This window comes from Deinococcus apachensis DSM 19763 (assembly GCF_000381345.1).
In the GTDB taxonomy this organism is placed as follows: domain Bacteria; phylum Deinococcota; class Deinococci; order Deinococcales; family Deinococcaceae; genus Deinococcus; species Deinococcus apachensis.
The window spans coordinates 99,421-123,857 of sequence record NZ_KB906409.1 but is presented as its reverse complement, the minus strand read 5'-3'; the positions used below and the strand labels follow the sequence as shown (position 1 = coordinate 123,857).

The window sequence follows — 24,437 nt, the reverse complement described above, 5'->3', positions numbered from 1 at the left end:
CTGGCGGGGTAACCGCGCAGACCCCACCGACCTCCCTGCCGGATCACGCCCAGAGGCCCGTTTCCCGCCCACTCCTGGGCACCCGCATCGACGCGACCAGCTACGCCCAAGCGGCAGCAGACGTGATCACCTGGGCGCAGGCCGGGGGCCCCCGCCGGGTCCACGCCGCCAACGTCCACATGGTCATGGAGGGAGTGGACGACCCCAACTTCCAGGCCGTCACCAACTCCGCCGACTTGGTCACGCCCGACGGGATGCCGCTCGTCTGGGGGTTGAAGCTGCTGGGGGTCCGGGACGCCGAGCGGGTCTACGGCCCCACCCTGACCCTGCATGTCTGCGAGGCGGCAGCCAAAGCGGGGGTGCCCATCGGGTTGTACGGCGGCACGCCCGAGAGCCTGGGGGACTTCCGGGCTTTCCTGGAGCGCCAGTTCCCCGGCATCCAGGTGGCCTGCACGATTGCCCCGCCCTTCCGCCCGCTGACGCCCGAGGAGGACGCCGAGGACGTCCGGCAGATCCTCGCCTCCGGGGCCCGCATCCTTTTCGTGGGGATCGGCTGCCCGAAGCAGGAGTGGTGGATGTACCGTCACCGCGACCGGCTGCCCCTCACCATGCTGGGGGTGGGCGCGGCCTTCGACTTCCACTCGGGGCGGGTCCGGCAGGCACCCGGGGCGATGCAGCGCCTGGGGCTGGAGTGGCTCTTCCGGCTGGCGATGGAGCCCCGCCGCCTGTGGAAACGCTATGCCCGCCAGAACCCCCGCTTCCTGCTGATGTTCGCCCGGCAACTTCTGAAGGGGCGGTCGACATAATTCTCTGAGCCCGAATGGGGGCGACTCTGAACCTCCGGCAAGGTGCCGCGTGTTTCCCAGTGGTGTCGAGTCTGCCCGCGCCGAGGCCGCCCGGCCTGAGCCCGGAACTTCACCGGAAGGGCTCAGGCCGAACACGCGGCGTTCCAATCCGAGTTCCCCAGCGGGCGGGCCGGAGGCCCTACCTGGGTGACAGCCACAGGCGGGGAGGCCACCCGGGTGGGTCCGGCCGGTTGACCGAATCCGTCCGCCCGCCGCCTGATCCCGCCCTGTGCCGCCGGGCGGAGGTCACCTAGGATGAGGCCGTGAGCCGCTCCGTTCCGTCCGCCGCCCGGCGGGTCGTCTTCCTGCTGCTGCCCGGGGTGCATCTGCTCGACCTCGGCGGCCCCGCGCAGGCCTTCCACTCGGCCAACGACGCGGGCGGGCGGTACGAGCTGGTGTTCAGCGCCTTTGCGGGGACCGTCATGACCGCGCAGGGCGCCGGTCTGGTCCCCCTCGTGCCGCCGCCCGAGGTCGGCGAGCCGGACTTCGTGTTCGTCCCGGGCACGCGCTGCAACGGCCGCCTGCCCGAACGTCCCCTGTTGGCGGCGGAGGGTGTCGAGTGGCTGCGCCGCGCGCGGGAAGCAGGGGCCCTCGTGGCGTCCACCTGCACCGGCGCCGTCGCCCTGGGGGAGGCCGGGCTGCTTGCGGGGCGACGGGCGACGACGCACTGGTCGATCCTCGACCTGCTGCAGGCACGCCACCCCGACGCGCAGCTCGTGGACGACGTCCTGTTCGTGCATGACCGGGGCGTGGTCACGAGTGCCGGGGTGACCTCCGGCATCGACCTCGCGCTCTCCCTCGTCGAGGCCGACCTCGGCCCGGCGGGCGCGGCGCACGTCGCGCGCGACCTGGTGGTGCCGCTGCGGCGGGGCGGCCCCGGGGGGCAGCGCGCGCTCTACCTCGGGGGGCGCGATCCCCTTGACCCGGGCGCGCGGCGCGTGCGCGACTGGCTGCGGGGGCACCCCGCCGAGCGCGTGCGGCTGCCCGACCTCGCCGCCCTCGCGGGCCGCAGCGTGAGTGCCCTCGTCCGGGCCTTCAAGGACGACTTCGGCCTCACGCCGCTCCAGTACCAGCAGCACCTGCGCCTCGAACTCGCCGCCCGGCTCCTGCGCGAGCACCGCCTCCCGCTGGAGGAGGTCGCGCGCCGCTGCGGCTTCGAGGACCCCCGTCACTTCCGCCGCCTGTGGAAGGCCAACTTCGGCGCGCCGCCGAGCGCGTTGAGGACCTCCGGGCCTCACCGTCCGCCCCCGGGGGGACGCGATCCGCTCGGAGAGTCCCGATGAACGTCGCCATTTTCGTGTTCGACGAGGTGGAAGTCCTGGACTTCGCTGGTCCCTTCGAGGTGTTCTGCACGGCGTCCCGCGTGGCCCGGAGATCCTCGCCCGCCGGGGTGCCCTTCGAGGTGCTCACGGTCGGCCAAGGCGGGGGCGCCGTCCGGGCGCGGGGCGGGTTGACGGTCACGCCGACCTGCGCGTTCGGGGCACACCCCCCCGTGGACGTTTTGATCGTGCCGGGCGGCGTGGTGGACGCCGAGCGCCCCAAGGCGGCCGTGCGGGCGTGGCTCGCGGCAGTCGCGGGGAGCGCGGCCCTCACGGCGAGCGTGTGCACCGGGGCCTTCCTCCTGGGTGACCTGGGGCTGTTTGATGGCCGCGCCGCCACCACCCATTGGGAGGACCTGGACGACTTCGCGCGCGAGTTTCCGGGGATCGACGTGCGCCGGGACGTGCCCTGGGTGGACCTGGGCAGCGTCGTCTCGTCCGCCGGGATCAGCGCGGGCATCGACATGAGCCTGCACCTCGTGCGGCGCCTGCACTCCCCGGAACTCGCCCGCCGCACCGCGCGGCAGATGCAGTACACCTGGCACGAGGGGGAGCGGGGATGATGGCCCGGCTTCCTTCACCCCACGCCGCGGCCACCCTCCGCGCGTCCCGCGTTTCCTGTGGGGAAGCTCCTGACCCGGAGGCCGGAGCGTGACGCCACAAGCTCCCCCCGCGCCGCTGACGGGACGCGGCCTGCTGCTCGCGCTGCTCGTCACCCTGATCTGGGGCCTGAACTTCGTGGGGATCCGGCTGAGCGTGGAGGGGGCTTCACCGCTGCTCGTCGTGGCGCTGCGCTTCCTGCTGGCGGCCTTTCCCGCCGTCCTGTTCGTGCCGCGCCCGGCGCTGTCTTGGCGGGTCGTCCTTGCCTACGGCGTGGCCGGGGGCGCCCTGCAGTTCGGCCTGCTCTACCTGGCGATCCACCTGGGTGTCAGCGCCGGGCTCGCCAGCCTGCTGATGCAGGTGCAGGCTTTCTTCACGGCGCTCCTGGCCGCCGCCGCGCTGCGCGAGCCGGTCGCCCCGAACCAGTGGGCCGGAATGGCGGTCGCCTTCACGGGAATGGGCGTCATCGGCCTGCTGGGCGACCACCACATGAGCGCCGTGGGGCTGCTGCTGATCCTGGGGGGAGCCCTGGGGTGGGCCGTGGGCAACGTGCTGGTGCGCCGCTTCGGGCCAGTGAACGTGCTGAGTCTGGGGGTGTGGTCCTCGCTCGTGCCGCCCGTCCCCCTCGCCCTGCTGGCCGGGCTGACCTCAGGCTGGAGTCAGGTCGGGCACACGCTGCTCGGCGCCGGGCCCGGCTTCTGGGCGGCCATCGCGTACATGGCGTACGGCAACACCCTCTTCGGCTTCGGCGTGTGGAATCTCCTCATCGGGCGGCACGGGGCCAGTCGCGTCGCGCCACTGTCGCTGCTGGTGCCCGTGTTCGGCCTCGCGTCGAACGCGCTGTACTTCCATGAAGTCTTCGGGCCCCTGCAGGTGGTGGGCGCCCTGCTCGTCTTCGGGGGCCTGCTGCTCCACGTCTTCGGCGCGAGAGTCTGGCGGGCGGCGCGCCAGGCCCTGAGCGGAACGTGATGGAGGTCCATACGAGGTACTCCCCGGGGAGGTGCGCGGGCGGCGGGGTGAGAAGAATCCACCCCGCCCCCGCTGGCTGTACGCCGAGCTGGCACGCCGCACACCAGCCCTGTAGACCCCGCAGGGTGGCGCGGTCAGCATGCAGGAACATCCCCCGTTCGGGATGGAGGAGGCCCGTTTGAACACTGTTTCCCCCCGACCACTCACCGCTCGCCGCTTCCCCGACGGCGAGCAGCCCGAGGTCGTCTCGTGCCTGAACCCCCCCATCCGGCCTGCCGTGCCCAGGGAGGGCCGATGAACCCGGACCGCCCCCTCGGCTTCATCGGGCTGGGGGTTATGGGCGGGCCGATGGCGCTCAACCTGGCCCGCGCCGGGACCCCGCTCGTTGTCTGGAACCGCTCGGCGCACAGGAGCGAGGCGCTGCGGCGGGCAGGCGCGCGGGTGGCCGAGGGTCCGGCCGAGGTCTTCCGGCAAGCCCACGTCGTGATCCTGATGTTGAGCGACGGGGACGCCATGGACGCCGTGCTGGGCCGCGGAACGCCGGGCTTCGACGCCAACGTCTCGGGGCGCATCATCGTCCACATGGGCACGACCTCGCCGGAATATTCCCGGGGGCTGGACGTTGATCTGCGCGCCGCCGGGGGCCAGTACGTCGAGGCGCCCGTCTCCGGCTCGCGCCAGCCCGCCGAGGCCGGGCAGCTCGTGGCGATGCTCGCGGGTGAGGACGCGGCCGTGCGGGAGGTCCGCCCGCTGCTCGGGCCGATGTGTCACGAGACGGTCCTCTGCGGCGCCGTGCCGAACGCGCTGCTGATGAAGCTCGCGGTCAACCTGTTCCTGATCACGACCGTGACGGGCCTGGCCGAGTCCGTGCATTTCGCCCAGCGTCACGGCCTGGACATGGGGCAGTTCCTGGTGGTGCTGGGAGCCGGACAGATGTCGAGCCCAGTGTCACGCGTGAAGGCCCCCAAGATGGTGGCCCGGAATTTCTCGGTGCAGGCGTCCATCGCGGACGCGTTGAAGAACAACCGCCTGGTCGCCGGGGCGGCCCGTGAGGCCCACCTGGCCTCTCCCCTGCTGGATGTCTGCCACGCCCTGTTCGCGGAGACGGTGGCGCTGGGCTTCCCGGACGAGGACATGGCGGCGGTGATCCGGGCGATAGAGGCCCGCAGCGAGGCCGAAGACGGTTGAGTCCAGTTCAACCCAGGGCCGCGGCCCACCACGCGGGCGCAAGGCCATAGGCCCGCCCGAAGAGGCGCGACCTGTGGCTCTGGTCGGCGAAGCCCGCGGCCAGCCGTCCCCGAGCTATGGAGGGCGAAAAGAAAAAGTCCTTCCGGGAGAGAGTTCACGGCGCAGCCGAAGAGGTTTCGGGCTCCCAGTGTCCCTGAATCGTCTTCCGGCGCCCCAGCGTCTGCTCGGATGAGGCGCGCACGGCCCAGGCCATCCATTGGTCCCTGGACGAGGGGTATTACACGCCTCTGCCGTTCGGCGTAGTCGGGCCTACTCACTCAGCCGATGTGGTGAAGGGGGCTGTGCGGGCACCATAGGGGCAGCCGAGCGGTGACACCGAGCGGTGAAAGGAGACGAAGATGAACGCCTATCTCCACGCCGCCCAGGACCGCGCCCAGGAACTCCGGGCCGAAGCCCAGCGTGACCGCCAGGCCCGCGCCGCCCAGGGACAGAACGAGCGCGAGAACCTGCTCCAGCGCCTCAAGGTCCTGTTTCTGGCCCGCCAGCCCCGCCTCGCATGACCCGCTCGAACCGAGCTCACCAACGCCCCTCCTGGTCAGGAGGGGCGCTTTCGTTGGTGGTCCTGTCCGTCGTGGCCCGTCTTCACCACTCCTGCACAGAGCGTTGGTGAGCCCTGAACAGAGGGCTCGCATACTTCGCCCTGTGAGCGGAGGACCCCTTCCTCACCCCAGCCCACCCCACTCCCCGCCCTCCCCTGGTGCTCAGCGCACCCCGAAAGGAAGCCCACCATGCGTACCCCCAAGACCCTCAAGGCCCTGCTGCTCTCCGCTCTCGTCGCCACCTCCGCCCTCGCGGTCACTGCCTCGGCTGCCCCCGTCTACTTCGAGAATGACTCCGGCGCCAGCGGTGTGGTGGATGTCTACGTGGACGGGCAACTGGTGTTCAACGACGTGTTCGCCGCGTCGACCATGATGTTCCCCAAGGAGATCAGCAGTGGGTCGCATGAGGTGGTGGTGACGCCCTTCTACCTGGCACCAGGGGAGGCAGACGTGTTGCGGACGACCATCAACGTGCCTGCGGATGAGAACAGCAGTTACACCCTGGCGCTGGCGACGACCCAGAACGACCTGGAGCAGGACGTGCTCGGGCTGAGCCTCGACGAGGGATACGCCGAGTGACCGCGGTGGCCCCAGGAGGGGCGGGCACCACTCCTGGGGCCCGAGCGGAGCGAGCAACCGTGATCAGAAGCGGTCGAAGTGGAATGGATGGGGTGCTTTCCTCCCATCAACGTCATGGAGTCCCGCGCTGAGGCTGACGGATCGGTGGCCGGAGTTCGTGAAGGCACGTCCCACACGGCAGTCAGGATTCTGAGGGAAGGCGCCGTTAGCCTGATTCACAAGCCCAGAAGGCATCCCGGCCGAGTGAAGCCGGAGGACCCGCCCCCAGTGCGCCTCACCCGCCTGGGGGCTTTGCTGTGGGCGAGCAACGAAAACAAACAACCGCTGGAATCGCCTGAGGAAGAGGCCGGAATGCCCGAGAGCTGAGGGGAAACGGGGGGAGCGCCAATCGGCAGGGACGATCCCAGCGGGCGGGAACCCGTAGCCAGGGGGCTTCTGTCCGCTCAGCACCCGCCCAGAGGGGACGTCGGGCAGGAGTCGGCGACCACCCCACGAACCAATCGGCAGGGTATGGCTTCTGTCCTCGCCGCTGTGGGGCCCTTACTGCTGCTCTATAGGTCGGGAGTGAGGGTGAGTTCTCGCCATGGGGGGAAGCCTTCAGGTGTTTGTGCCAGCGCCCCTGACCGTCAGGTGAAGGCCTTCCGTTACGAACTCCATGGCCTGCCCGGTGTTCTTGAACCCCAGGTGGGCCCCTGGGGGAAACTCCAGGTTCAGGATCCCGTGCTCGTCAAACAGCAGCCCGGCCGCCCTCGCGAACCGCTCGATGTCCTGCGCCCCACGTCGACCGGAGGCGGGCACCAGTTCCCCCACCCCCACCGCCTGGGCTGCGGCGCGGTGCTCCGCCGGGGGGAGGAAGGTGAAGGCCAGGTCGCTGGTCACGAACCTTCCCTCGTCCGACATACCCAGCACACCCGTCCCGGTCCTGGGCTGAATGGAGGCCAGCCCGTGCTGGACCATCAGCCGCATCAAGGCCTGGCCGAAGTCATTCAAACTTGCCTGAGTCGCTGGGTGATGTCCTGTCATGGCTCACAGGGTACTGACCTGGCGTCCAGGACGGAATATTGCCTTCAGGGCTGGTGAGGCCGGAGTGAAGCTGGAAGCCGGACTTGATGCCCTGCCCCATCCGGCGCGGCCTTTACCCGGTCCCCCGGCGCTGCAACCGTGAAGGCAGACCGCCCTTGGGCCGGAGGGTGATGCTCGGCAGGGGGGTCACGCGGCCAGGCGCCTTCACCCGCCACTCTTGGAGGAGCGTGGCGAGCACCAGCGCCGCCTCCATGGACGCGAAGGCGTTCCCGATGCAGATGCGTGGCCCGCCCCCGAAGGGGAGGTACGCGCCCCTGGGCAACTGCCGCTCGAACCCGTCCTCCCAGCGTTCCGGACGAAAGGCGAGCGGATCGCCGAACACCTGGCCCTCGCGGTGCATCAGCCAGGGGGACACCATGACGCTCGTGCCAGCCTTCAGGGTCTCCCCTCCCAGCGTCACGTCCGTATCCACCCGGCGGTTGAAGATCCAGGCCGCCGGGTAGAGGCGCAGCGTTTCCTTGACGGCCGCGTTGAGGTACGGGAGTCGCGGCAGGTCGGCGGTGGTCGGCGCTCGGCTGCCCAGGACCACGCGGAGTTCCTCTTCCAGCCGCTCCCGCGCCTCGTCATGTTGACTCAGCAGCCAGAGGGCCCAGGCGAGGGTGTTCGCGGTCGTCTCGTGTCCGGCGATGTAGAGCGTGACGGCCTCATCCCGCAATTGCCGGTCCGTCATGGCGTTCCCCTCATCGTCACGGGCGCCCATGAGCAGGCCGAGCAGGTCGCTGTGCGTCTCCCCACTCTCCCGCCGTTCGGCCATGACCCGCTCGAGAACCTGCTCGACCGTGGCGACCGCGCGGCGCAGGGCTGGGCGCCCCGGCGCGGGCAGGAAGGGGGGAACCAGCGCCCGCCACGTGAAGTTATCCAACATGATGCCGTCCTCGATGACGCTCAGGGCCTCCGAGAGTCGATGCTCGTCCTCGGGGAGGGTCGTGCCGAACAGCGTGGCGACGACGATGCGCTGGGTGAGCCGCGTCATGTCTACCTGCAGATCACGGACCTCGCCCTCCTGCCAGGTTCGCATCAGGTCCTGGGTCAATCGCACCATCGTCTCGCCGTACCGGGCGATGTGCGTCGCGTGGAAGGCGGGCTGGGCGAGACGGCGTTGCCGCCGCCAGAAGTCCCCCTCACTGCTGACGAGACCGTTCCCGAGGACGAGCGGCATCGCGAAGCCCCGCTGGTAGCCCTTGGAGAAGGTGCGGCCGGTGTCCTGCAAGACGGTATGCACGTCGGCTGGACGGGTGAGCAGCACAAACGGCGCTCCGAGTGAGAAGCGGGCCACGGGACCCTGCGTGGCCTTCAGGCGTTGCAGGAAGCCCAGAGGATCACGGGCGAAAGCGGGCGTATGCCCGAGCACGGGCAATGCGGCGGGGGCAGTGGTCTGCGGCATGCCCTATTGTTCCCCCTCCCGCCCCGCGGAGTCGTTCAGGTGGCCCGCCGCACCCGCCCTCGCTCTGGGCGACCGGATGGAAGTGCGCCCGCAGACCTTGGACAGCTATGTCTGGGGACCATTGTTCGCCTTGCCGTTCTTGACGGTTCGGACGCTCTGACCAGCGGTGCCTTGCCCTCTACTTTGGGGGGCACTGGGTCCTCCTCCCGCTCGATGGGACGCTGCCGGAAGAGCTGCCACACGAATTGTTGGTGCGTTCGTACCACCTGGTCGTGAGCAGGAACCTGCCGAAGTGGATGCGTATGCTGACCTTCACCCTCACCCCCGCACCGCGCCCGTCCACATGCCAAGAACGCCCGACACCAGGCTTTCCAGACCTGGCGTAAGGGCGCAGCAGGGGTGGCCCGAACCTCGGGCCACCCCTGGACTTCGCCTGTTTCAAGCCGGGTTAAGGCAACACAACCTCGTGGTGTCCTTAGGGCAAACACAGTCGCCTTAATACCAGCGGTCAGCACCGCCCCCACTTACGCTATCCCTCCACAGGAGGGATGTTCCGCCGCCCGAGCCCGCGCCCAGGTGATATGTACCAGAGCACCGATGCCTGAAACCCTGCCCGAGCTGCTCGCCGCCCTCATCCGCATCAACTCCGTCAACCCCTCCCTGGTGCCGGGGGCTCCGGGAGAGACCACACTCGCCCACTTCGTCGCCGACTGGCTGCGCGGACACGGCATCGGGGCGGCCATCGACGAGGCCGCCCCCGGACGCCCCAGCGTCATCGCCACCGTCCCCGGCCGCGGAGGGGGCCGCTCCCTGCTGCTCTACGCCCACCTTGACACCGTCGGGACCGAGCATATGCCTGCTCCCTTCGATCCCGTCATCCGCGGGGGACGCCTGTATGGCCGGGGCAGCTACGACATGAAGGGCGGGCTCGCCGCCTGCCTGCTCGCCCTGCTCGGCGCCAGGGAGGCGGGACTGCGCGGGGACGTCATCCTCACCGCCGTCGCCGACGAGGAGCACGCCAGCCTCGGGATGCAATCTGTCCTGCGGCGGGTGACCGCCGACGCCGCCATCGTCACTGAGCCCACCAGCCTCCAGCTCTGCGTCGCGCACAAGGGCTTCACCTGGCACGAGGTCACCACCTACGGCCGCGCGGCGCACGGCTCCCGGCCCGACCTGGGCACGGACGCCATCGCGCACATGGGCCGCGTGCTGGGCCGCCTGGAAGCCCTCGGGCGGGACCTCGCCTCCCGACCCGCCCACCCCCTGCTGGGGCACGCGTCCGTGCACGCCTCGCTGATTCAGGGGGGGCAGGAGCTCTCCTCCTACCCGGAACGCTGCACCCTCCAGGTCGAGCGCCGCACCCTCCCCGGGGAGACCCGGGAGAGCATCGAGGCGGAGTGGAACACGTTGCTCGGTGACCTAGCGCGGGACCCGGCCTTCCACGCCGAGCACCGGATGACTCTCCTGCGGGACGCGTTTGGGATCTCAGAAGACGCGCCCATCGTGCGGGTCCTCCACGAGCAGGCCGCGCAGATCCTCGGGCAACCCCCGGCGCACATCGGGATGAGCTTCTGGATGGACGCCGCGTTTCTGGCGGGCGCGGGCATCCCGACCGTGGTGTTCGGTCCCCACGGTGCGGGCGCCCACGCCACCGAAGAATGGGTGGACCTCGCCTCCGCCGAGCAGTGCCGCGCGGTGCTCGCCGCCACCCTGCGCGACTTCTGCGCCTGACCCCACGCCCCAGGAGGAGCCATGACGATCACGCCTGAGTTGCCCCGCACCTACTTCAACCCGGCAGTCCGCACCTTCGAGCCCCAGCCCGAGCCGGGCCTCCTCGACTTCCACCGCAAGCTCCCCGGGTACGCGCCGACGCCCCTGGTCCGCGCTCCCCACCTCGCGGCCGCCCTGGGGGTCAGGGAGGCGTGGGTCAAGGATGAGTCCAGCCGTCTGGGCCTGCCCGCCTACAAGATCCTCGGGGCGTCGTGGGCCACCTACCGGGAACTCGAATCCGTGTTCGGCCCCTTTCAGCCCTGGGCGACGCTGGACGAACTCGCCGCGCAGCTTCGGCCCCACGGTCTCCTGACCCTGATCGCGGCCACCGACGGCAACCACGGCCGTGCGGTGGCGCGAGTGGCCCGCTGGCTGGGGCTGAGCGCGCACATCCTCGTGCCGGACGACATGGCGCCCGCCCGCATCCAGGCCCTCCGGGAGGAGGGCGCCCGGGTGGACGTGGTCCACGGTTCCTACGACGACGCGGTCAGGGCGTCCGCGCGGTTGGCCGGGCCGCGGCAGCTGGTGATCAGCGACACCTCCTGGGACGGGTATTCCCGGGTTCCGGGCTGGGTCATCGCGGGGTACGGGACGATCTTCCGGGAGATCGACGAGCAACTGGCGGGCATGAACGCCGGGCCACCCGACCTCGTCGCCGTGCAGATGGGCGTGGGCTCCCTGGCGGCGGCCGTCATCCACCACTACCGCGGGCCGGGCCGGAAGACGGAGGTGGTGGGCGTGGAGCCGACCCGCGCCGATTGTGTGTTGCGGTCGCTGGAGGCGGGGGAACTGACGGAGGCTCCCGGACCCCACGGCTCGATCATGGCGGGCCTGAACTGCGGGAATACGTCGCCCCTGGCCTGGCCACTGCTGCGGGGCGGGCTGAGCGCGTCGGTGGCCGTTCCCGACATGCGGGCGGAAGAGGCCATGCGCCTCCTGGCGCGGGACGGCGTGACATCCGGGGAGAGCGGGGCGGCGGGCGCCGCGGGATTGTTGGAGTTGCTGACCGGGGCGGGGGCCGAAGAGGCGCGGGGGCGGCTGGGCATCACGAGGGGCAGCTGGATGCTGATGATCTCGACCGAGGGCGCCACCGACCCCGGGGGCTATGCCCGCATCCTGCGGGGAGAGGGCGCGCACGGAGAGTCCCCCCGGAGCGGTGAAGCCCAAGGACGGCCACCACGCGGACCCCAATTCCGCAGCGTGCCTTGAGGCGAGCATGGGCCGGGACCCGGGCCGTGAACCGGGAAGGACGACACGCCGCCGTTCCTCCCGCACCTGGCCGGACATCCGGTCTCCCGGGTGGAGGAGCAGGGGTGGGCCCAACCTCCTTCTCCGGACCCACCCTGGTCGGCTCAGCGGGGTGGCAGGGCGTGGGGAGACAGCAACTCGATCCCGTACTCGGTGGCGGTGGCCCCCAGGCGGGCCAGGTCGGGCGGCCCATCCTGCGCCCCGTTGAGGATCGCCGCGAAGCGTGGGTAGAACTGCTCGAAGCCGGGCGGGGTGGTCAGCACCCAGTGCCTGGAGGGCACCACTCCCGCGTTGTGGAAGGTGTGGACGCTCCCGGCGGGCAGGAACACCACGTCCCCGGCGCGGGCCGTCATCCAGCCCTCGACGCTGCCAACCTGAAGCTCGCCCTCCACGAGGATGAAGAGTTCGTCCTCGCGGTGGTGGATGTGGGGGGGCGGGCCGCCGCCGGGCTGGGTGGTGACCAGGCCCAGGGCGAGGGCACCGTTCGTGTCACGTCCCGTGAGTTTGAAGGTGACCTCCTCACCGGGGGCAACGACCGGCTGGCCGTCGCCAGCGCGAAGCAGGCGGGGAAGCGGGGGGGTCTGGGGCAGGGTGGTCATGGTCAGGCTCCTTGGCAGGCGAATTACCGGGCGAGCCGTGCCCCGCGTGGGCAGCGGCGAACGAGGTGAGGCTGGGTGAGGAAGGAGGGTCTCTTCAGGGCTCTCCCCAGTGCTCGGGCGCCGAGCACTGGGGAGAGCCTAGGTGGGAGCCGGTGACGACACGATGACGCGCCGCTCAGCCACCCCTGGTCGGTCCGGCCGCAACCCGTCGGTGCCCACTCCTTTGTGATCCATTGCCCCAGAGGTCACCAGGTTCACCTCCCCGGCGCACCAAAACCTTGCCCCCTGGCAGGAACAGCTGGGACGAGGACGGCGCTGGCGAAGTGGACGTGTGAGGCGGGTCCAAACGGACACCCCCACAGGTGGAGGGTCTCGTCCATCACGCGGTATGGCTTCGGGGCGGTCACCGTTCAGCAACCAACTGAAATCCCCTTGCCAGAGCTGTCATCCCGTTGTCCCCGGGGGCCGCCTACGGTGGCGGCGGAGGCAGACCAAAGTCATGCGACACATCCCCTTCCTGGCCCTTACGGCGCTCAGCGCCGCACCCGCGAAGCTCCCCCTCTCCGGCACCGTCACTGCACCGCCCGGCGGCAACGTCCAGGGCACCTACGTCATCGCCTGTCCCCCGAAGGGCGACGGGTGCGACGAGCAGGGCACAGTCAGCACTCAGGTGACGGCGAGCGGCAAGAGTTCGGCTTTTACCCTCAACCTGGACCGGCCCGGCCCCTACCGGCTGCTCGCCTGGAAGGACGTCAACGGCAACGGCGACATCGACGACGGAGACTACCTCGCCCGCCTGCAAGGGCAGGACGGCTCGGCGCTGGACGTGCAGGCCCCGCGTGCCAAGGTGCAACTCGCGCTGCGCAAGGTCGGGGAGGCGCCGTCAGCTCCCGCGGCCTCCACGCCAGCGCCCACGACCGGAGTGAAGGCCGTGACCCCCACGCCGAGCATCAAAAAGGGCATCCCCGGGTACGTGACGGGACAGGTGTTCAACTCGCTGGGGCGGCCCCTGAAGGGCGCGTTCGTGACGATTGACCCCGCGGTCAGCGGCTACTTCAACAACAGCCTCGGCACCTTCGAGACGGACGCCAACGGGGCGTACAAGGCGCGGCTCACCCCGGAGGTATCGTGGAAAGCCACCGCCAGCGCGAAGGTGACGTGGCAGGACCAGCCCATGTGTCTGCCGGGCACACCCTTTGGGGACGGCGGCGGCTTCTTCGCGCAGGACGGAGCCGTGCGGCACTTCAAGCTCGACGTGAACGTCGCCGACCTCAACCTCCACCAGGAGTACGCCTTTTCCGCGAATCCCGTCGAGCGCCCCCGGTACATAGGTGACAACAACGTCAACCGCTTCAGGCTGGGCCTGAAACCCCTCGGGCCGCTCGTGGACGGTACGGTGATCGCGCCTGGGGAAACGACGGTGGTGGCGACGAAGTCGGGCGGCGTGGACAGCACCACGATGTACCTCCGCAAGCTGCCGCTGGGCGTGTACGAACTCTCGCTGTCGTACGTGGAGAGTGACGGCTCGCTCACCCCCCTGCTGGTCCACAACACCGGCCGGGCGAACTCCGGCTTCGCGCGGACGACGGTCGTCGACTTCGACCGCATCATCGGTTGCGGCGGCAGCAGCGAAGTCGAGTACCAGTTCCCGCGCTGATGGAGTGTCGACACGTGCGTACCTCACTGCTCAACCGCCTCGCGCTTGCCGCGTGGCTCGTCACGGTCAGCATCCTTTCAGGCTGGGCGAGCGCGGGTGGGGGCGGGCCTCACCCCCTGGCAGCCCTGCGCGCCTCCGAAGTCTGTATTTCCGAAGGGGTCAGCGTGCGGACGACCGACCACGTGCCCCTGATCGTGCTGCAGTCTCTGGTCGAAGAGGCGGGGGCTGCTGGAATTGAACAGCGTGAAACGCCGAATTTCCGGCTGGGGGACTGCCTGGTGCATACAAATCTGGTCGTGGAGTACCCCAGCCGGAACGCCGATGTTCCCTACACCATTCGCCTGCAACTCGTGCGCGACCGCTCCCCGGAGGTACTTATGGGACCCGTGGACGTGCTCTGGGAGACGGTGGCCCGGGGGGAGGTGGCGACGACATCGGACATGGAGACCGTCGTCGGGCCTGTGCTCCGGACCCTGTACGCCCGGCTCGTCACCGCCTGGCAACTCAGCCATCCTTGAGGCGGACCCTGGGTCATGGCGGAGGACCAGGTGCGGCGCTGAGCACCATCAGAAGCAAGGCGAGGAGGGCTTGACGGCAACTCCTCGCCTTGTTGGTCTGTGACGCCCGTGGTCAGGCCCCCTTCGCTCCGTACCTCTGCCCGGCGGGCAGCGCGAGCCGTTCCTCCCACAGGTTCAGGAGTTCCGCCAGGTCGGCGTCCCCCACCTCCCCGTTCGCGTCCGGGGCGAGCACGTCGAGGATCTCGAAGCGGAAGGCGGCCTCGCCATCCGCGTTCCAGTCGCCCTGCAGGGTCTTCCCCGGAAAGCTGCCCAGGGTGAACTGGAAACGGAGCCGGTTGAGCATCCCCTGGGCGTGGGGGCTGGCGCCAAGAAGGGTCCGGCCGGACGGAAGGTGGAGGATGCGGTAGACCCCGGCAGTGGGGGTAAAGCCCTTGTAGCGGCGGGGGGCGGTGGGACCGGTCATGCGGGTTCTCCGGAGGGGATGGACCGGGCGGCCGTGACCCGGAAGACGGCGAGGCTGGCGAGCAGCAGCAAACTGGCGGCGAAAAAGGCCACGCCGGGCAGGGCGAATGAGGCGTGGGGGGCCGTGAAGTGGGCGAACAGGGCGGTGGCGACGAGCGGGCCGACCACCGCGCACAGGGCGTTCAGTCCCCCCAGCGCGCCCTGCACCGCGCCCTGGGCTTCCGGGGCCGCCTTCCCCGCGATGAGGGCTTGCAGGGGAGGGCCTCCCAGACCGCCGAGCGAGGCGACCAGCATGGCGGCGTAGAGCATCCAGCCCTGCGCGGCGAGGCCGTACAGCAGGTTCCCCAGCGCGCCGAGCACGATGGCGGCCACGATGGTGCGCTCGTTCCCGAGGCGCCGGAGTACCCGCGGCAGCAACGCGACCTGCACGAACACCCCGAGAAGCCCGGCCACGGTGAGCGTGAGTCCGTTCGTGCTGGCGTTCCAGCCGTAGCGGACCGTGCCGTGCAGCACCCAGGTGCTCGTCAGGAACTGGGTGGCGAGGTTGGCGAGCACGCCGACGGCGGCGAGCAGGGGCAGACCTGGGAAACGGCCGAGAACGCCGAGGGCCCGCAGGGGCACGAGCGCGCGGGGAGCGAAGGGAGCGGATACGCCGCGCCTCGACTCCGGCAGGACGAGCAGGCCGTACAGGAAGTTCAGGGCCGCGAGAGCCGCAGAGGCGATGAAAGGCAGGCGCAGGCCGTGCGCGCCCAGCAGGCCGCCCAGGGCCGGACCCACGATGAGCCCCAGGCCGAACGCGGCACCGGCGAGGCCGAAGTGGCGTGCCCGGTTCGCCGAGGTGCTGATGTCGGCGATGTAGGCGTTCGCCACCCCGACCGTCGCGCCCGCGATTCCCCCCAGGGCCCGCGCGAGGAAGAGCCACCCCAGCGTCGGCGCGAGGGCCGCCAGGGTGTAGGAGAGGGCGGCGAGGAGGGCCCCGCCGAGCAGGACCGGGCGGCGCCCGTAGCGGTCGGAGAGGGCGCCGAGGGCGGGCGCGGCCAGGAGCTGGGCGAGGGCGTACAGGGCGATGAGCAGCCCCAGGCTCCGGGCGTCTCCGGCGAGCTGTCCGACGAGTTCGGGCACGACGGGAATGATGACGCCGAGGCCGATCATGTCGATCACCAGGGTCACGAAGATGAAGGCGAGGCCGGGGGGGCGGGCGTGGCTCATGGGGTTCTCCGGGGGAAAGGAATACGGGAGGGCGTCCGCGCTGTCCTGGCAACGCGGGGGAGAAGGCGCCGTGGGGGCGCCCGTTCAGGCAGGAGGAGGCTCAGGGAGTGGGGGTGGCGGGTACCTCCTCGAAAGCGGGAGCGGCGAGGTTCAGGGCGTGGGTGCGGATATCCGGGGGCCAGCCCGCCATGTGGGCCTCGAACGCGACGCGGTCACGGGCGTACAGGGCGCGCGAGGCCTCCTGATAGCCGGGACGGTCGCCCGCCATCACCCCCAGGAAGCGGTCGGCGGCAGTCTGGGCGGCGAGCACGCCTTCGCGGCCCGGGTCGCGCTTGCGGGCCTCGTCGACGAGACGGCGCAGGGCCGCGGACGCTCCCCCCGGCTGGGCTTCCAGCCAGTCCCAGTGGCGGGGCAGCAACGTGACCTCGCGGGCAACCACGCCGAGCCGGGGGCGCCCCCGCCCGGCGGGCTTGCGGGGGGGTTGAACACGGGCGATCACCTCGTCCAGGGGGCCGCGCAGGTCGAAGTCGACGGGGTTGCCGGTGTGGTTGAAGATCAGGAGGGGACGTTCGGACGTTTCCTCCCGGGCCTTGACCTGTGCCAGCACCTCCCGCAACGGACCCGAGATGAGGTGGCGGTCTCCCACAAAGACGGTGAAGTGCTCTTCCATGCTTGAATATTACCCGGCTAATATTGTGACGTCAATACTACCCGGGTAGAACAAGGAGATCGTGCCCGCCCCGGAGACGGGTAACATCAGGAGAACTCCATGAACACGGACGCGCCCGTTCTTCCCGATCTGTCGTCGGTGCTGCCCGCTGGCCTGGCCCCGCTGGTGGGGCGGGAGGCCGATCTGGACCGGCTACGTCAGGCCCTGCGGGACGGGGGGGAACGCCTCGTGACGCTCACCGGGCCGGGCGGTATTGGCAAGACGCGCTGCGCGGCGGAACTGCTGCGTCAGCTGGCCCCGGAATTCGAGGGTGGTGCCTGGGTCGTGGCCCTCGATGGGGTGCAGGACGCACGCTTCGTGCCCGATGCAGTGGCTGCGGTGCTCGGCCTGCGCGTCGCCGGGGACGCCACGGCGGCAGTGCTGGACGCGTTGCGGGACCGCCAGGGTCTCTTGCTGCTCGACAATTTCGAGCACGTCCTGGGGGCCGTGCCCTTCGTGGCCGCACTCCTGCGCGGTGCGCCGCGGATGCACCTGCTGGTGACCAGCCGCGTGCCGCTGCACCTCTCCAGAGAATTGGAGATTCCCCTCGCCCCGCTCGGTGTGCCCGCCTCGCACGACCTGCACGAGGTCGGCAGGTCGGCCGCCGGGCGGCTGTTCGCGGAGCGGGCGCGGCGCGCCTCTCCCGGCTTCGCGCTGACGGCCGCCAATGCGGGGAGCGTGGCCCGGCTCGTGCGGGCGCTGGGCGGCCTGCCCCTCGCGCTGGAACTCGCCGCGGCCCGGCTGAGGGTGCTGCCCCTGGACGCAGTCCTCGCCCGCTTGAACCTCGCCCTGCTGGCCTCCGGCACCCACGACGTGCCGCCGCGCCACCGGACCCTGCGGGCGACCCTGCAATGGAGCCACGACCTGCTGCCGCCAGAGGCCCGCGAGGTGTTCGCCCGTCTCGGCGTGTTCCCCGCCAACTTCGACCTGGACGCATTCGAGGCGGTGGCCGGGGGCGCGGCAGACGCGCTCGACGTCCTCACGGCACTCGTGGAGCACGGCCTGGTCGTGCGGGACAGGGACCGCTTCGCGCTCACGCCACCGGTGCGGGAGGCGGCGGCCGTCCTGACCGGGGACCTCACGCCCGTGGACCGGGGACGCACCCTGCTCGTCGCCGCGGCGATGGCCCACGTGCAGGGCGAGTTCCCGGTCACCTACACCCTCGCGCGGGACGCGCACGCGCTGCTGCCCCCGGGGGCGCCGCCCCTGCTGCGTATGCGCGCCCTCACCCTGTGGGGCATGGGGGCCTCCTTCACGTCGCTGGAACCGGCCCTGCCGATCCTGCACCGCGCCGTGGAGGTGGCCCAGACCTCCGGCGACCCGTGGGCAGTGGGGCTGGCCCACACGGCGCTGGGGCGGCACCTCGCCAATCAGGGGGAGCGCGAGGCGGGCGTGGCCCACCTGGAGCGCGGCCTGGCGGCCTACCGCGGGGAGCTGGAGTTCGGGTGGGTACGCGGCGACCGCGCTGGCGGCGATGCTCCTGCCCCTGGGCGAGGAGGAGCGCGCGCGCGACCTGCTGTTCGAGGCACTCACCCATGCCCTGGATCTGGAGGACGCGGCGGTGGTGGGTTACGCCCTCGCGGGACTCTCCGCCACCTTCGGGCGGCTCGACTCCGCGACCGCCGCGCGGTTGAGGGGGGCGGCGGATCAGCGGTGGGCCAGCGTGGGCATCCGGCCCATTCCGAGCCATCTGGCGGCCCTCGACGCGCTGCTGGAACTGGCCCGGGAGGCGCTGGGAACCCCCAGGTTTACCGAGCTCGTCCGGGAAGGCCGGGGGCTGACCGCTGATGATGCGTGCGCCCTCGCCCTGGAGGTGATTTCCAGTGCGACAGCTCCGGCCACCCGTCCCACAGGCTCGGCGTTCGACCTCACCGGGCGGGAGCGGGACGTGCAGCGGCTGCTCAGCGAGGGCCTGACCAATCCCCAGATCGCCGCCCGGCTGGGGGTGAGCGTCACCACCGTGGCCGGGCACGTGCGCTCGGTGTTCTCAAAGCTCGGTGTCCGGACCCGTGCCGCGGCCACCCGGGTGGCCCTGGAGCAGGACCGGGGCTGAGCCCCTCGCCGGACGTCCCCTCCAAATAGAGGGGGCGACCGTCGCCCACCACTCTCCTCCAACCGCACGGCGCGTGCAGTCCCGCTCGCTCCGTACCTTGAAGCCACGCGCGAACTTCGGAAAACCCGCCGCGCGAGGAGGCGACCCATGACGGCGACGATCACCGAGACTTCCACTCCCCGCACCCTGCACGTTCTGGGCAACACGCTGGTCTTCCACGTCGTGAGCAGCGACACGAACGGCGCGTGGTCCCTGCTGGAGTACACCTGCCAGCCTCACTTCCGAGGTCCCGCTCCCCACACGCACGCGACCTTCACCGAGGCGTTCTATATCCTGGGCGGCCACCTGGAATTCCAGATGGAGGGCGAGCGCCGCGTGGTGCGCGCGGGTGAGGCGCTGCGGGTCGAGCCGGGCGTGGCCCACACCTTCGCCAACCCCTTCGACCAGCCCGCCCGCTTCCTGACCTTCATGACGCCCGGCGGCTTCGAGGGCTACTTCTCCGATCTCGCGGGGATCGTGGCGGCCTCGCCGTCCTGGCCCCCGCAGGACCTGGGGGTGCTGGCCGATCTCACGGCGCGTTACGACCTCCACCCGGTGCCCTGAACCGCGACGGGGAGGAGAAGGCCCGGCTCCGGGCCCCCCGCCCGCTGCGCCATCCGGCGTATTCCCCCAGGCCGCTCTCCCGTTACCCTGGGAACAGAAAAGGAGGGATCTATGCCTGGCACACTTTGCGGCGCCGTCTCCGGCCGTGGGAATTGAGTTCCCCACGCGCCCAGACCCCCATTGATGCCTCGCGGTCTGCCCGTGGGGAACGAGCTGGCTCCTCGCCTGCCGTTCTCTCGCCGTGCCCTCACCGGGCGCGGTCCACCACGGAGTGACCATGGTCCCCTCTGCTGTTCTTTCTCGTTCCGGCCGTCTGCCGCTGTACACCCTGACCCTCGCCAACGCCATCTCCTGGCACGGTTCGGCCGTCACCCAACTGGCGGTGCCCTGGTTCGTGCTCTCGTCCACGGGCAGCCCCACCCTGACCGGGGTGGTGGCGCTATGCGGGTTGAGCGGCGGCCTGCTGTCGTTCCTCTTCGGCGCTGACCTGATCGACCGCCTGGGCTACCGCCGGGCGAGCATCCTCTCGGATGTCCTGAGTGCCTTGGCCGTGGCCCTGCTGCCCCTGCTCGCCCTGGGCGGACGGCTGCCCTTCTGGGAGGTGGCGGTGCTCGCCTTCGCGCGGGCCCTGCTGGAGGGCCCGGGCAGCACCGCCCGCGCCAGCCTGCTCCCCGACCTCGCCCGGGAGGGTGGGGTGCCGCTGGAACACGCCAACACCCTGAGTGAGGTGGCCGAGAGCGGCTCGGGCTGGACGGGGCCGCTGCTGGCGGGGGTGCTGATCAGCACCCTCGGGGCCAGCCGGGTGCTGTGGATTGATGCCACGTCGTTTCTGGTGTCCGCCGCCCTGATCGGGTGGGGCGTGCCCAGGTCTGCGCGCGGGCGTGAGCGTGAAGCGCCCGACCTCCTTCCCCGGGTGGACATCGACCGCTGGGCCGGATGGCGGTGGCTCTGGCGCGACGGCCCCCTGCGCGTCATCTTCGGATCGAGCGTGGTGTTCGGGGCGCTCATGGCGGCGCTGTTCGCCGTGGTCCTGCCGGTGTTCGCGCGCCGCACGGAGGACGCCGTGGGGCTGGGGACCCTGGTGTCGGCGTTCGGCGTCGGGTCGGTCCTGGGTGCCCTGCTGTTCGGCCGCTTCGGCGGGCGCTGGTCCCGGCGCACCACCTTCCTGGCGAGCGTCTGGGGCCTGTGCGGCCTCTTCGGGGGACTGGCGCTCGCCCCCACGCTGCCCGTGGCCGTGGCTGTCTGCTTCGTGGGCGGGTTGATCTCCGGCCCGAACGGCCCGCTTATCCCGACCATCCTGCAGGAGCGCACGCCCGCCGAACTGCGGGCGTGGGTGTTCTCGGCGTCCGCGGTGCTGACGATGCTGGCCTCCCCGCTGGGCGTGCTGCTGGGGGGCGTGGCCCTGGACCGCCTGCCCTTCACCGCCGCGCTGCTGGGCATGACGGCACTGTTTGCCGTCGCCGTCGTGGCGGCCACCCTGGACCGTGGCCTGCACGACCTCACCACAGCCCGCGGCAGCACGGGGGGTTAGGGCGTGCCACCTAAGGTCGAAGATTCGGCTGCAGTCTGGCTCCCGCGCCCGCTCCACCCTGCCCACTGCCCCTTGAGGCCTCCGCATCCGGACCAGGACACCCTAGAATGAAGGCATCATGAACGACTTGGGGACATGGCAGCTCACGCTGCTGGGTGAGCCGTGCCTGCGGGCGCCGGACGGCACTCCCGTGCGCTGTGACGGGCGGACGCTGGAGATCCTGACCCTGCTCGCGGTGGAAGGTCCCCTGCCCCGCGCCCGACTGGCGGACCTGCTGTGGCCCGGGACGGCGGAGCAGGCCGGGCGCAACAACCTGGTGCAGCAGCTGAGGCGCATGCAGAAGGCCTTCGGGACGGACCTCGTGCAGGGGGCCGATCCGCTGGCGCTGGCCCCCTTCGTCGAGACGGATGTCCGCGCGCTGCTGGAGGGGCAGGTCCTGGACCCCGAGCACGCCGTCCGGCCCCTGCTGGAGGGTCTGACCCTAGGGGACCGGCCCGATCTCTTCGACTGGTTGACGGTGTGGCGCGAACGCTGCGAGGCGGTGGGGGCGCAGCGCCTGGCCGAGCGGTGCGCTCGCCTTGAACGGGAGGGGGACCTGTCTGCCGCCACGGAGGCGGCCGAGAAGTTGCTGCGCGTGCTGCCCCTGTCCGAGGACGCGTGGCGCCGCATGATGCGGCTCCAGTACCTCCAGGGCGACGCGCGGGCGGCCCTGCGGACCTATGACCGGTGCGTCTCCACCCTGCGGGAGCACCTGCACACCGAGCCGCTGCCCGAGACCCGTGACCTCGCGCGGGAGATCGCGCGGGGGGCGCGGCTCCCCAGGCCCGCGCGAGCAACGTTGCCGCCCCTCCCGCCACCCGCCCTGGTCGGTCGAGCCGACGCCTGGGCCCGGCTAGAGGCCGCCTGGGCGGCGGGCCAATTGATCTTCGTGACCGGGGCGCCGGGGGTGGGCAAGACCCGGCTGCTGCGCGACTTCGCCGACTCGAAGGGGGCATACCTCTCGCTGGACGGCCGACCCGGGGACACCAGCGTGCCGTACAGTTGCGCGACCCGCAACACGCGCACCTACCTCGCCCGGCACCCGGACCTTCCCCTGGAGGCGCACGAGCGGGCGGAACTCGCGCGCCTGTTGCCCGAGTACGGGGAGGCGGGCGTGGCCGCGCCTCCCCTGGAAAACGAGGCGGACGTGCAGCGTTTCCACGGGGCGCTGCTGGCGGTGACCCGGAGGGCCATGGCGGGCCTCACGGTCGTCGTGCTGGACGACCTCCAGTCCTACGACGACGCCACCCTGGAGTACGGCGCCTTCATGATGTCGAGCGCCTATCCCCTCGGCGCGCACGGGATCGCGCGGCATCTCATCGGCTTCCGGGCGGGCGAACTGTCCCCGCGCGCGGACGCCCTCGTTCACGGGCTGATCGAGGCGGGAGTGGCGGTGCTGATCGAGCTGGAGCCCATCACGGACCGCGACGTGCGCGCCCTGGTGGAGAGCCTGGGCCTCCCCCAGGCGGAGGGGCTCGCCGCGCAGCTCACCCGCTACGCGGGGGGCAACCCGCTCTTCATCCTGGAGACGGTGAAGTACCTGCACGAGAACGGGGGCCTGGAGCGGGGGTTGCCGTCCCGCCTGCCGCCGCCCGGCCAGGCGGGGTCGGTGCTCGAACAGCGTCTCGCGCGCCTCTCCCACCGCGCCACCCTGGTGGCGCGGGCCGCGGCGGTGCTGCAGGCCGACTTCACGCTCGAGCTGATCACGGAGACGCTGGGGCTGCCGCTGCTCGACACCGTCAGCGCGTGGGAGGAGCTGGAGGCGGCGCAGCTCGTGCAGGGGGAGCGGCTGGGCCACGACCTGATCGCGGAGGCGGTGCGCGCGGGCACCCCGGCGGCCGTCGGGCGGGTCCTGCACCGCGCCAGCGCCCGGGTGCTGACCCAGCATCAGGCCGACCCGGCGCGCATTGCGGGTCACTGGCTGGAGGGCGGCGACGACCGGCAGGCGGCCCCGTGGCTGCTGCGCGCGGGCGAGGCCGCCGCGGGAAGGCTGCGTCTGCGCGAGGCGGCGGGGTTCTTCGAGCGGGCCGCGCTGATCCTCGAGGCGGCCGGGGAGGACGCGGCGGCCTTCGCCGCGTTCACGCGCCGGGCGGAGGTGCTGCAGACCAGCCCCGACCGGGCGGCCCGCCAGGCGTCCCTGGACGCCCTGTTCGAGCGGGCGAGCGGGCCCACGCGGTCGGCCCGCGCCTGGCACCTCCAGGCCGAGCTGCACGTCGCGTACGGCGAGGGCGCGGAGGCTGAGGAGGCGGCGCGCGCAGGACTGACACGCCTCGGCGGGGTGGACGACGTGCCGCTGCGCGCCAACCTGCTCGCGGACGTCGGGGCCGCGTTGTGGGCGCAGGAACGCATGGCCGAGGCGGCCTCGGTGCTCGCGGACGCCGTGACCCTGCTCGAACCCCTGGGGGACACGGGGGACCTCGCCTCGAACCTCAGCAACCTCGCCGTCGTGCTCGACCACCAGGACCGCCACCGCGAGGCCGAGGAGCACCACCGCCGGGCCTGCGCGTTGCTGGACCGGCTGGGGGGCGCGCAGTTCCAGCCGGTCGCGCTCGCCAACCTGGGGATCTGCCTCGCCGAACTCGGGCGAGCCCGGGAGGCGCAGGACGTGTTGTGGCAGGCCGAGGCGGTGGCGCGGCGCGCGGACGGGGCGCTGCAGTGGGACGCGACCCGCGCCATGCTCATCGCGCAGACCCATGTCGACCTCGCCGAGTACGACCTCGCGTTGCGGCGGTACCGGGAGGCGCTCGCCCTGCCCGACGGCGGGGGCTGGGCGCGTCCCCAGCTTCACACCAGCCTGGCCGAGTTGCTGCTCACCCTGGGGTCGCCCGAGGAGGCCGAGACTCACGCGCGGGCCGCGAGCACGTGGCCGAACCTGCCCTCCACCTCCCGCTCGCGGGCCCTGATCGCCCTCGCCCGTGTCCTGACGACGCGGGGCGCCCAGGAGGCCGAGGAGACCTTTCGGGAGGCCGAGCGCGCCCTGGAAGGCAACACGCGGCCCCTGCCCCGCATCCGCTGGTGGCTGACGCGCGGGCCCCTCGAATCGCCCGAGCGGGCGCTCGCCTGGGCACGGGAGGCCCTGCGGGTCGCCCAGGCCCACGAACTGGGGGGATATGAGGTCACGGCCCACGTGCGGGTCGCCCAGGCGATGGGGCGCGCGGGCCGGTTCCCGGAGGCGCGGTGCCACGCGGAGGAGGCCGTCCGGCTGCTGGCCCACCGTGAGCCTGCCGACATCTCGCGCGGGGAGGCGCACCTCACCCTCTGTCAGGTCCTGCTCGCCCTGAACGATCCCGGGGCGGACCGCGCCCTGGAGGAGGCCACCGCGTGGCTGCAGGGCGCCCTCACCGGACATGTGCCGCCCGAGTACCGCCCGGGTTTCACCGCCCGCAACGCGGTGAACGCCCAGATCCTCGACGCGGTGCGGCAGCGTCGCCTGGCCCAGGCGTGACGGGCCGCAGATCGTCCACCGGGCCGGG

The 24,437-nt window shown here is 71.5% G+C and carries 22 protein-coding genes; 16 read left to right on the top strand and 6 right to left on the bottom strand.

Features of this window, described 5'->3' with window-relative positions:
- From F784_RS23425 to F784_RS0115780, 7 genes are all read left to right on the top strand, one after another.
- Positions 1 to 806: WecB/TagA/CpsF family glycosyltransferase (locus F784_RS23425; RefSeq protein WP_019587696.1), on the top strand; the 806-nt coding region annotated here is incomplete at its 5' end.
- Positions 807 to 1,108: 302 nt separating this feature from the next.
- Positions 1,109 to 2,128: a GlxA family transcriptional regulator gene (locus F784_RS23420; protein WP_019587695.1), complete on the top strand. Its 1,020-nt coding sequence runs from the start codon at positions 1,109 to 1,111 to the stop codon at positions 2,126 to 2,128.
- Positions 2,125 to 2,727, top strand: coding sequence for a DJ-1/PfpI family protein (locus F784_RS0115800; RefSeq protein ID WP_019587694.1), 603 nt, complete (start codon positions 2,125 to 2,127; stop codon positions 2,725 to 2,727). Before F784_RS23420 ends, F784_RS0115800 begins: the two co-directional genes overlap by 4 nt.
- A gap of 88 nt (positions 2,728 to 2,815) precedes the next feature.
- Entirely contained in the window at positions 2,816 to 3,733 is a 918-nt protein-coding gene (locus F784_RS0115795) for an EamA family transporter (RefSeq protein ID WP_019587693.1), read from the top strand.
- A gap of 294 nt (positions 3,734 to 4,027) precedes the next feature.
- Complete coding sequence (locus F784_RS0115790) at positions 4,028 to 4,921, top strand: NAD(P)-dependent oxidoreductase (RefSeq protein ID WP_019587692.1); 894 nt, start codon at positions 4,028 to 4,030, stop codon at positions 4,919 to 4,921.
- 398 nt (positions 4,922 to 5,319) lie between these two features.
- A complete protein-coding gene (locus F784_RS26655; RefSeq protein WP_019587691.1) occupies positions 5,320 to 5,481 on the top strand; it encodes a hypothetical protein in 162 nt (53 codons plus the stop codon).
- 228 nt (positions 5,482 to 5,709) lie between these two features.
- Positions 5,710 to 6,099: a DUF4397 domain-containing protein gene (locus tag F784_RS0115780; protein ID WP_019587690.1), complete on the top strand. Its 390-nt coding sequence runs from the start codon at positions 5,710 to 5,712 to the stop codon at positions 6,097 to 6,099.
- 597 nt (positions 6,100 to 6,696) lie between these two features.
- Here F784_RS0115780 and F784_RS0115770 read toward each other — a convergent pair.
- Positions 6,697 to 7,122: a hypothetical protein gene (locus F784_RS0115770; protein ID WP_083939252.1), complete on the bottom strand. Its 426-nt coding sequence runs from the start codon at positions 7,120 to 7,122 to the stop codon at positions 6,697 to 6,699.
- Positions 7,123 to 7,234: 112 nt separating this feature from the next.
- Positions 7,235 to 8,566 carry a cytochrome P450 gene (locus F784_RS0115765; protein ID WP_019587687.1) on the bottom strand — a complete coding sequence of 444 codons (1,332 nt, stop codon included), beginning with the start codon at positions 8,564 to 8,566 and terminating at the stop codon, positions 7,235 to 7,237.
- 597 nt (positions 8,567 to 9,163) lie between these two features.
- On the opposite strand from F784_RS0115765, the gene F784_RS0115760 reads away from it, so the two are divergent.
- Both F784_RS0115760 and F784_RS0115755 read left to right on the top strand, forming a co-directional pair.
- Positions 9,164 to 10,297, top strand: a complete 1,134-nt coding sequence (locus tag F784_RS0115760) for a M20/M25/M40 family metallo-hydrolase (protein ID WP_019587686.1) — start codon at positions 9,164 to 9,166, stop codon at positions 10,295 to 10,297.
- Between the two features lie 21 nt (positions 10,298 to 10,318).
- Positions 10,319 to 11,545, top strand: a complete 1,227-nt coding sequence (locus F784_RS0115755; RefSeq protein WP_019587685.1) for a diaminopropionate ammonia-lyase — start codon at positions 10,319 to 10,321, stop codon at positions 11,543 to 11,545.
- A 143-nt stretch (positions 11,546 to 11,688) separates the two neighbouring features.
- Here the strand turns inward: F784_RS0115755 and F784_RS23415 are convergent, their stop codons facing one another.
- Complete coding sequence (locus tag F784_RS23415; protein ID WP_019587684.1) at positions 11,689 to 12,183, bottom strand: cupin domain-containing protein; 495 nt, start codon at positions 12,181 to 12,183, stop codon at positions 11,689 to 11,691.
- Between the two features lie 499 nt (positions 12,184 to 12,682).
- On the opposite strand from F784_RS23415, the gene F784_RS0115745 reads away from it, so the two are divergent.
- Together F784_RS0115745 and F784_RS0115740 are read left to right on the top strand one after the other, a co-directional pair.
- Positions 12,683 to 13,840, top strand: a complete 1,158-nt coding sequence (locus F784_RS0115745) for an Ig-like domain-containing protein (RefSeq protein WP_019587683.1) — start codon at positions 12,683 to 12,685, stop codon at positions 13,838 to 13,840.
- A gap of 14 nt (positions 13,841 to 13,854) precedes the next feature.
- Positions 13,855 to 14,358: a hypothetical protein gene (locus F784_RS0115740; RefSeq protein WP_019587682.1), complete on the top strand. Its 504-nt coding sequence runs from the start codon at positions 13,855 to 13,857 to the stop codon at positions 14,356 to 14,358.
- Positions 14,359 to 14,470: 112 nt separating this feature from the next.
- Here F784_RS0115740 and F784_RS0115735 read toward each other — a convergent pair whose 3' ends face one another.
- The 3 genes from F784_RS0115735 to F784_RS0115725 all read right to left on the bottom strand — a co-directional run bounded on the left by F784_RS0115735 (position 14,471) and on the right by F784_RS0115725 (position 16,699).
- The gene (locus F784_RS0115735) at positions 14,471 to 14,821 is read right to left on the bottom strand and encodes a GIY-YIG nuclease family protein (protein WP_019587681.1); all 351 of its coding nucleotides are present in this window, start codon (positions 14,819 to 14,821) and stop codon (positions 14,471 to 14,473) included.
- Positions 14,818 to 16,029, bottom strand: a complete 1,212-nt coding sequence (locus F784_RS0115730) for a tetracycline resistance MFS efflux pump (RefSeq protein ID WP_019587680.1) — start codon at positions 16,027 to 16,029, stop codon at positions 14,818 to 14,820. The genes F784_RS0115735 and F784_RS0115730 overlap by 4 nt, the downstream gene beginning before the upstream one ends.
- Positions 16,030 to 16,129: 100 nt before the next feature.
- Positions 16,130 to 16,699, bottom strand: a complete 570-nt coding sequence (locus F784_RS0115725) for a DUF2239 family protein (RefSeq protein WP_019587679.1) — start codon at positions 16,697 to 16,699, stop codon at positions 16,130 to 16,132.
- A gap of 99 nt (positions 16,700 to 16,798) precedes the next feature.
- On the opposite strand from F784_RS0115725, the gene F784_RS27240 reads away from it, so the two are divergent.
- The 5 genes from F784_RS27240 to F784_RS24720 all read left to right on the top strand — a co-directional run bounded on the left by F784_RS27240 (position 16,799) and on the right by F784_RS24720 (position 24,409).
- Positions 16,799 to 18,526 (top strand): ATP-binding protein, encoded by a 1,728-nt coding sequence (locus F784_RS27240; protein WP_026332520.1) that lies wholly within the window; start codon positions 16,799 to 16,801, stop codon positions 18,524 to 18,526.
- A gap of 25 nt (positions 18,527 to 18,551) precedes the next feature.
- The gene (locus F784_RS27235; protein WP_019587678.1) at positions 18,552 to 18,791 is read left to right on the top strand and encodes a response regulator transcription factor; all 240 of its coding nucleotides are present in this window, start codon (positions 18,552 to 18,554) and stop codon (positions 18,789 to 18,791) included.
- A 147-nt stretch (positions 18,792 to 18,938) separates the two neighbouring features.
- The gene (locus F784_RS23405; RefSeq protein ID WP_019587677.1) at positions 18,939 to 19,394 is read left to right on the top strand and encodes a cupin domain-containing protein; all 456 of its coding nucleotides are present in this window, start codon (positions 18,939 to 18,941) and stop codon (positions 19,392 to 19,394) included.
- Between the two features lie 277 nt (positions 19,395 to 19,671).
- Positions 19,672 to 20,925: an MFS transporter gene (locus F784_RS0115705; protein ID WP_019587676.1), complete on the top strand. Its 1,254-nt coding sequence runs from the start codon at positions 19,672 to 19,674 to the stop codon at positions 20,923 to 20,925.
- Between the two features lie 118 nt (positions 20,926 to 21,043).
- Complete coding sequence (locus F784_RS24720; RefSeq protein ID WP_019587675.1) at positions 21,044 to 24,409, top strand: ATP-binding protein; 3,366 nt, start codon at positions 21,044 to 21,046, stop codon at positions 24,407 to 24,409.
- The last annotated feature ends 28 nt before the right edge of the window (positions 24,410 to 24,437 follow it).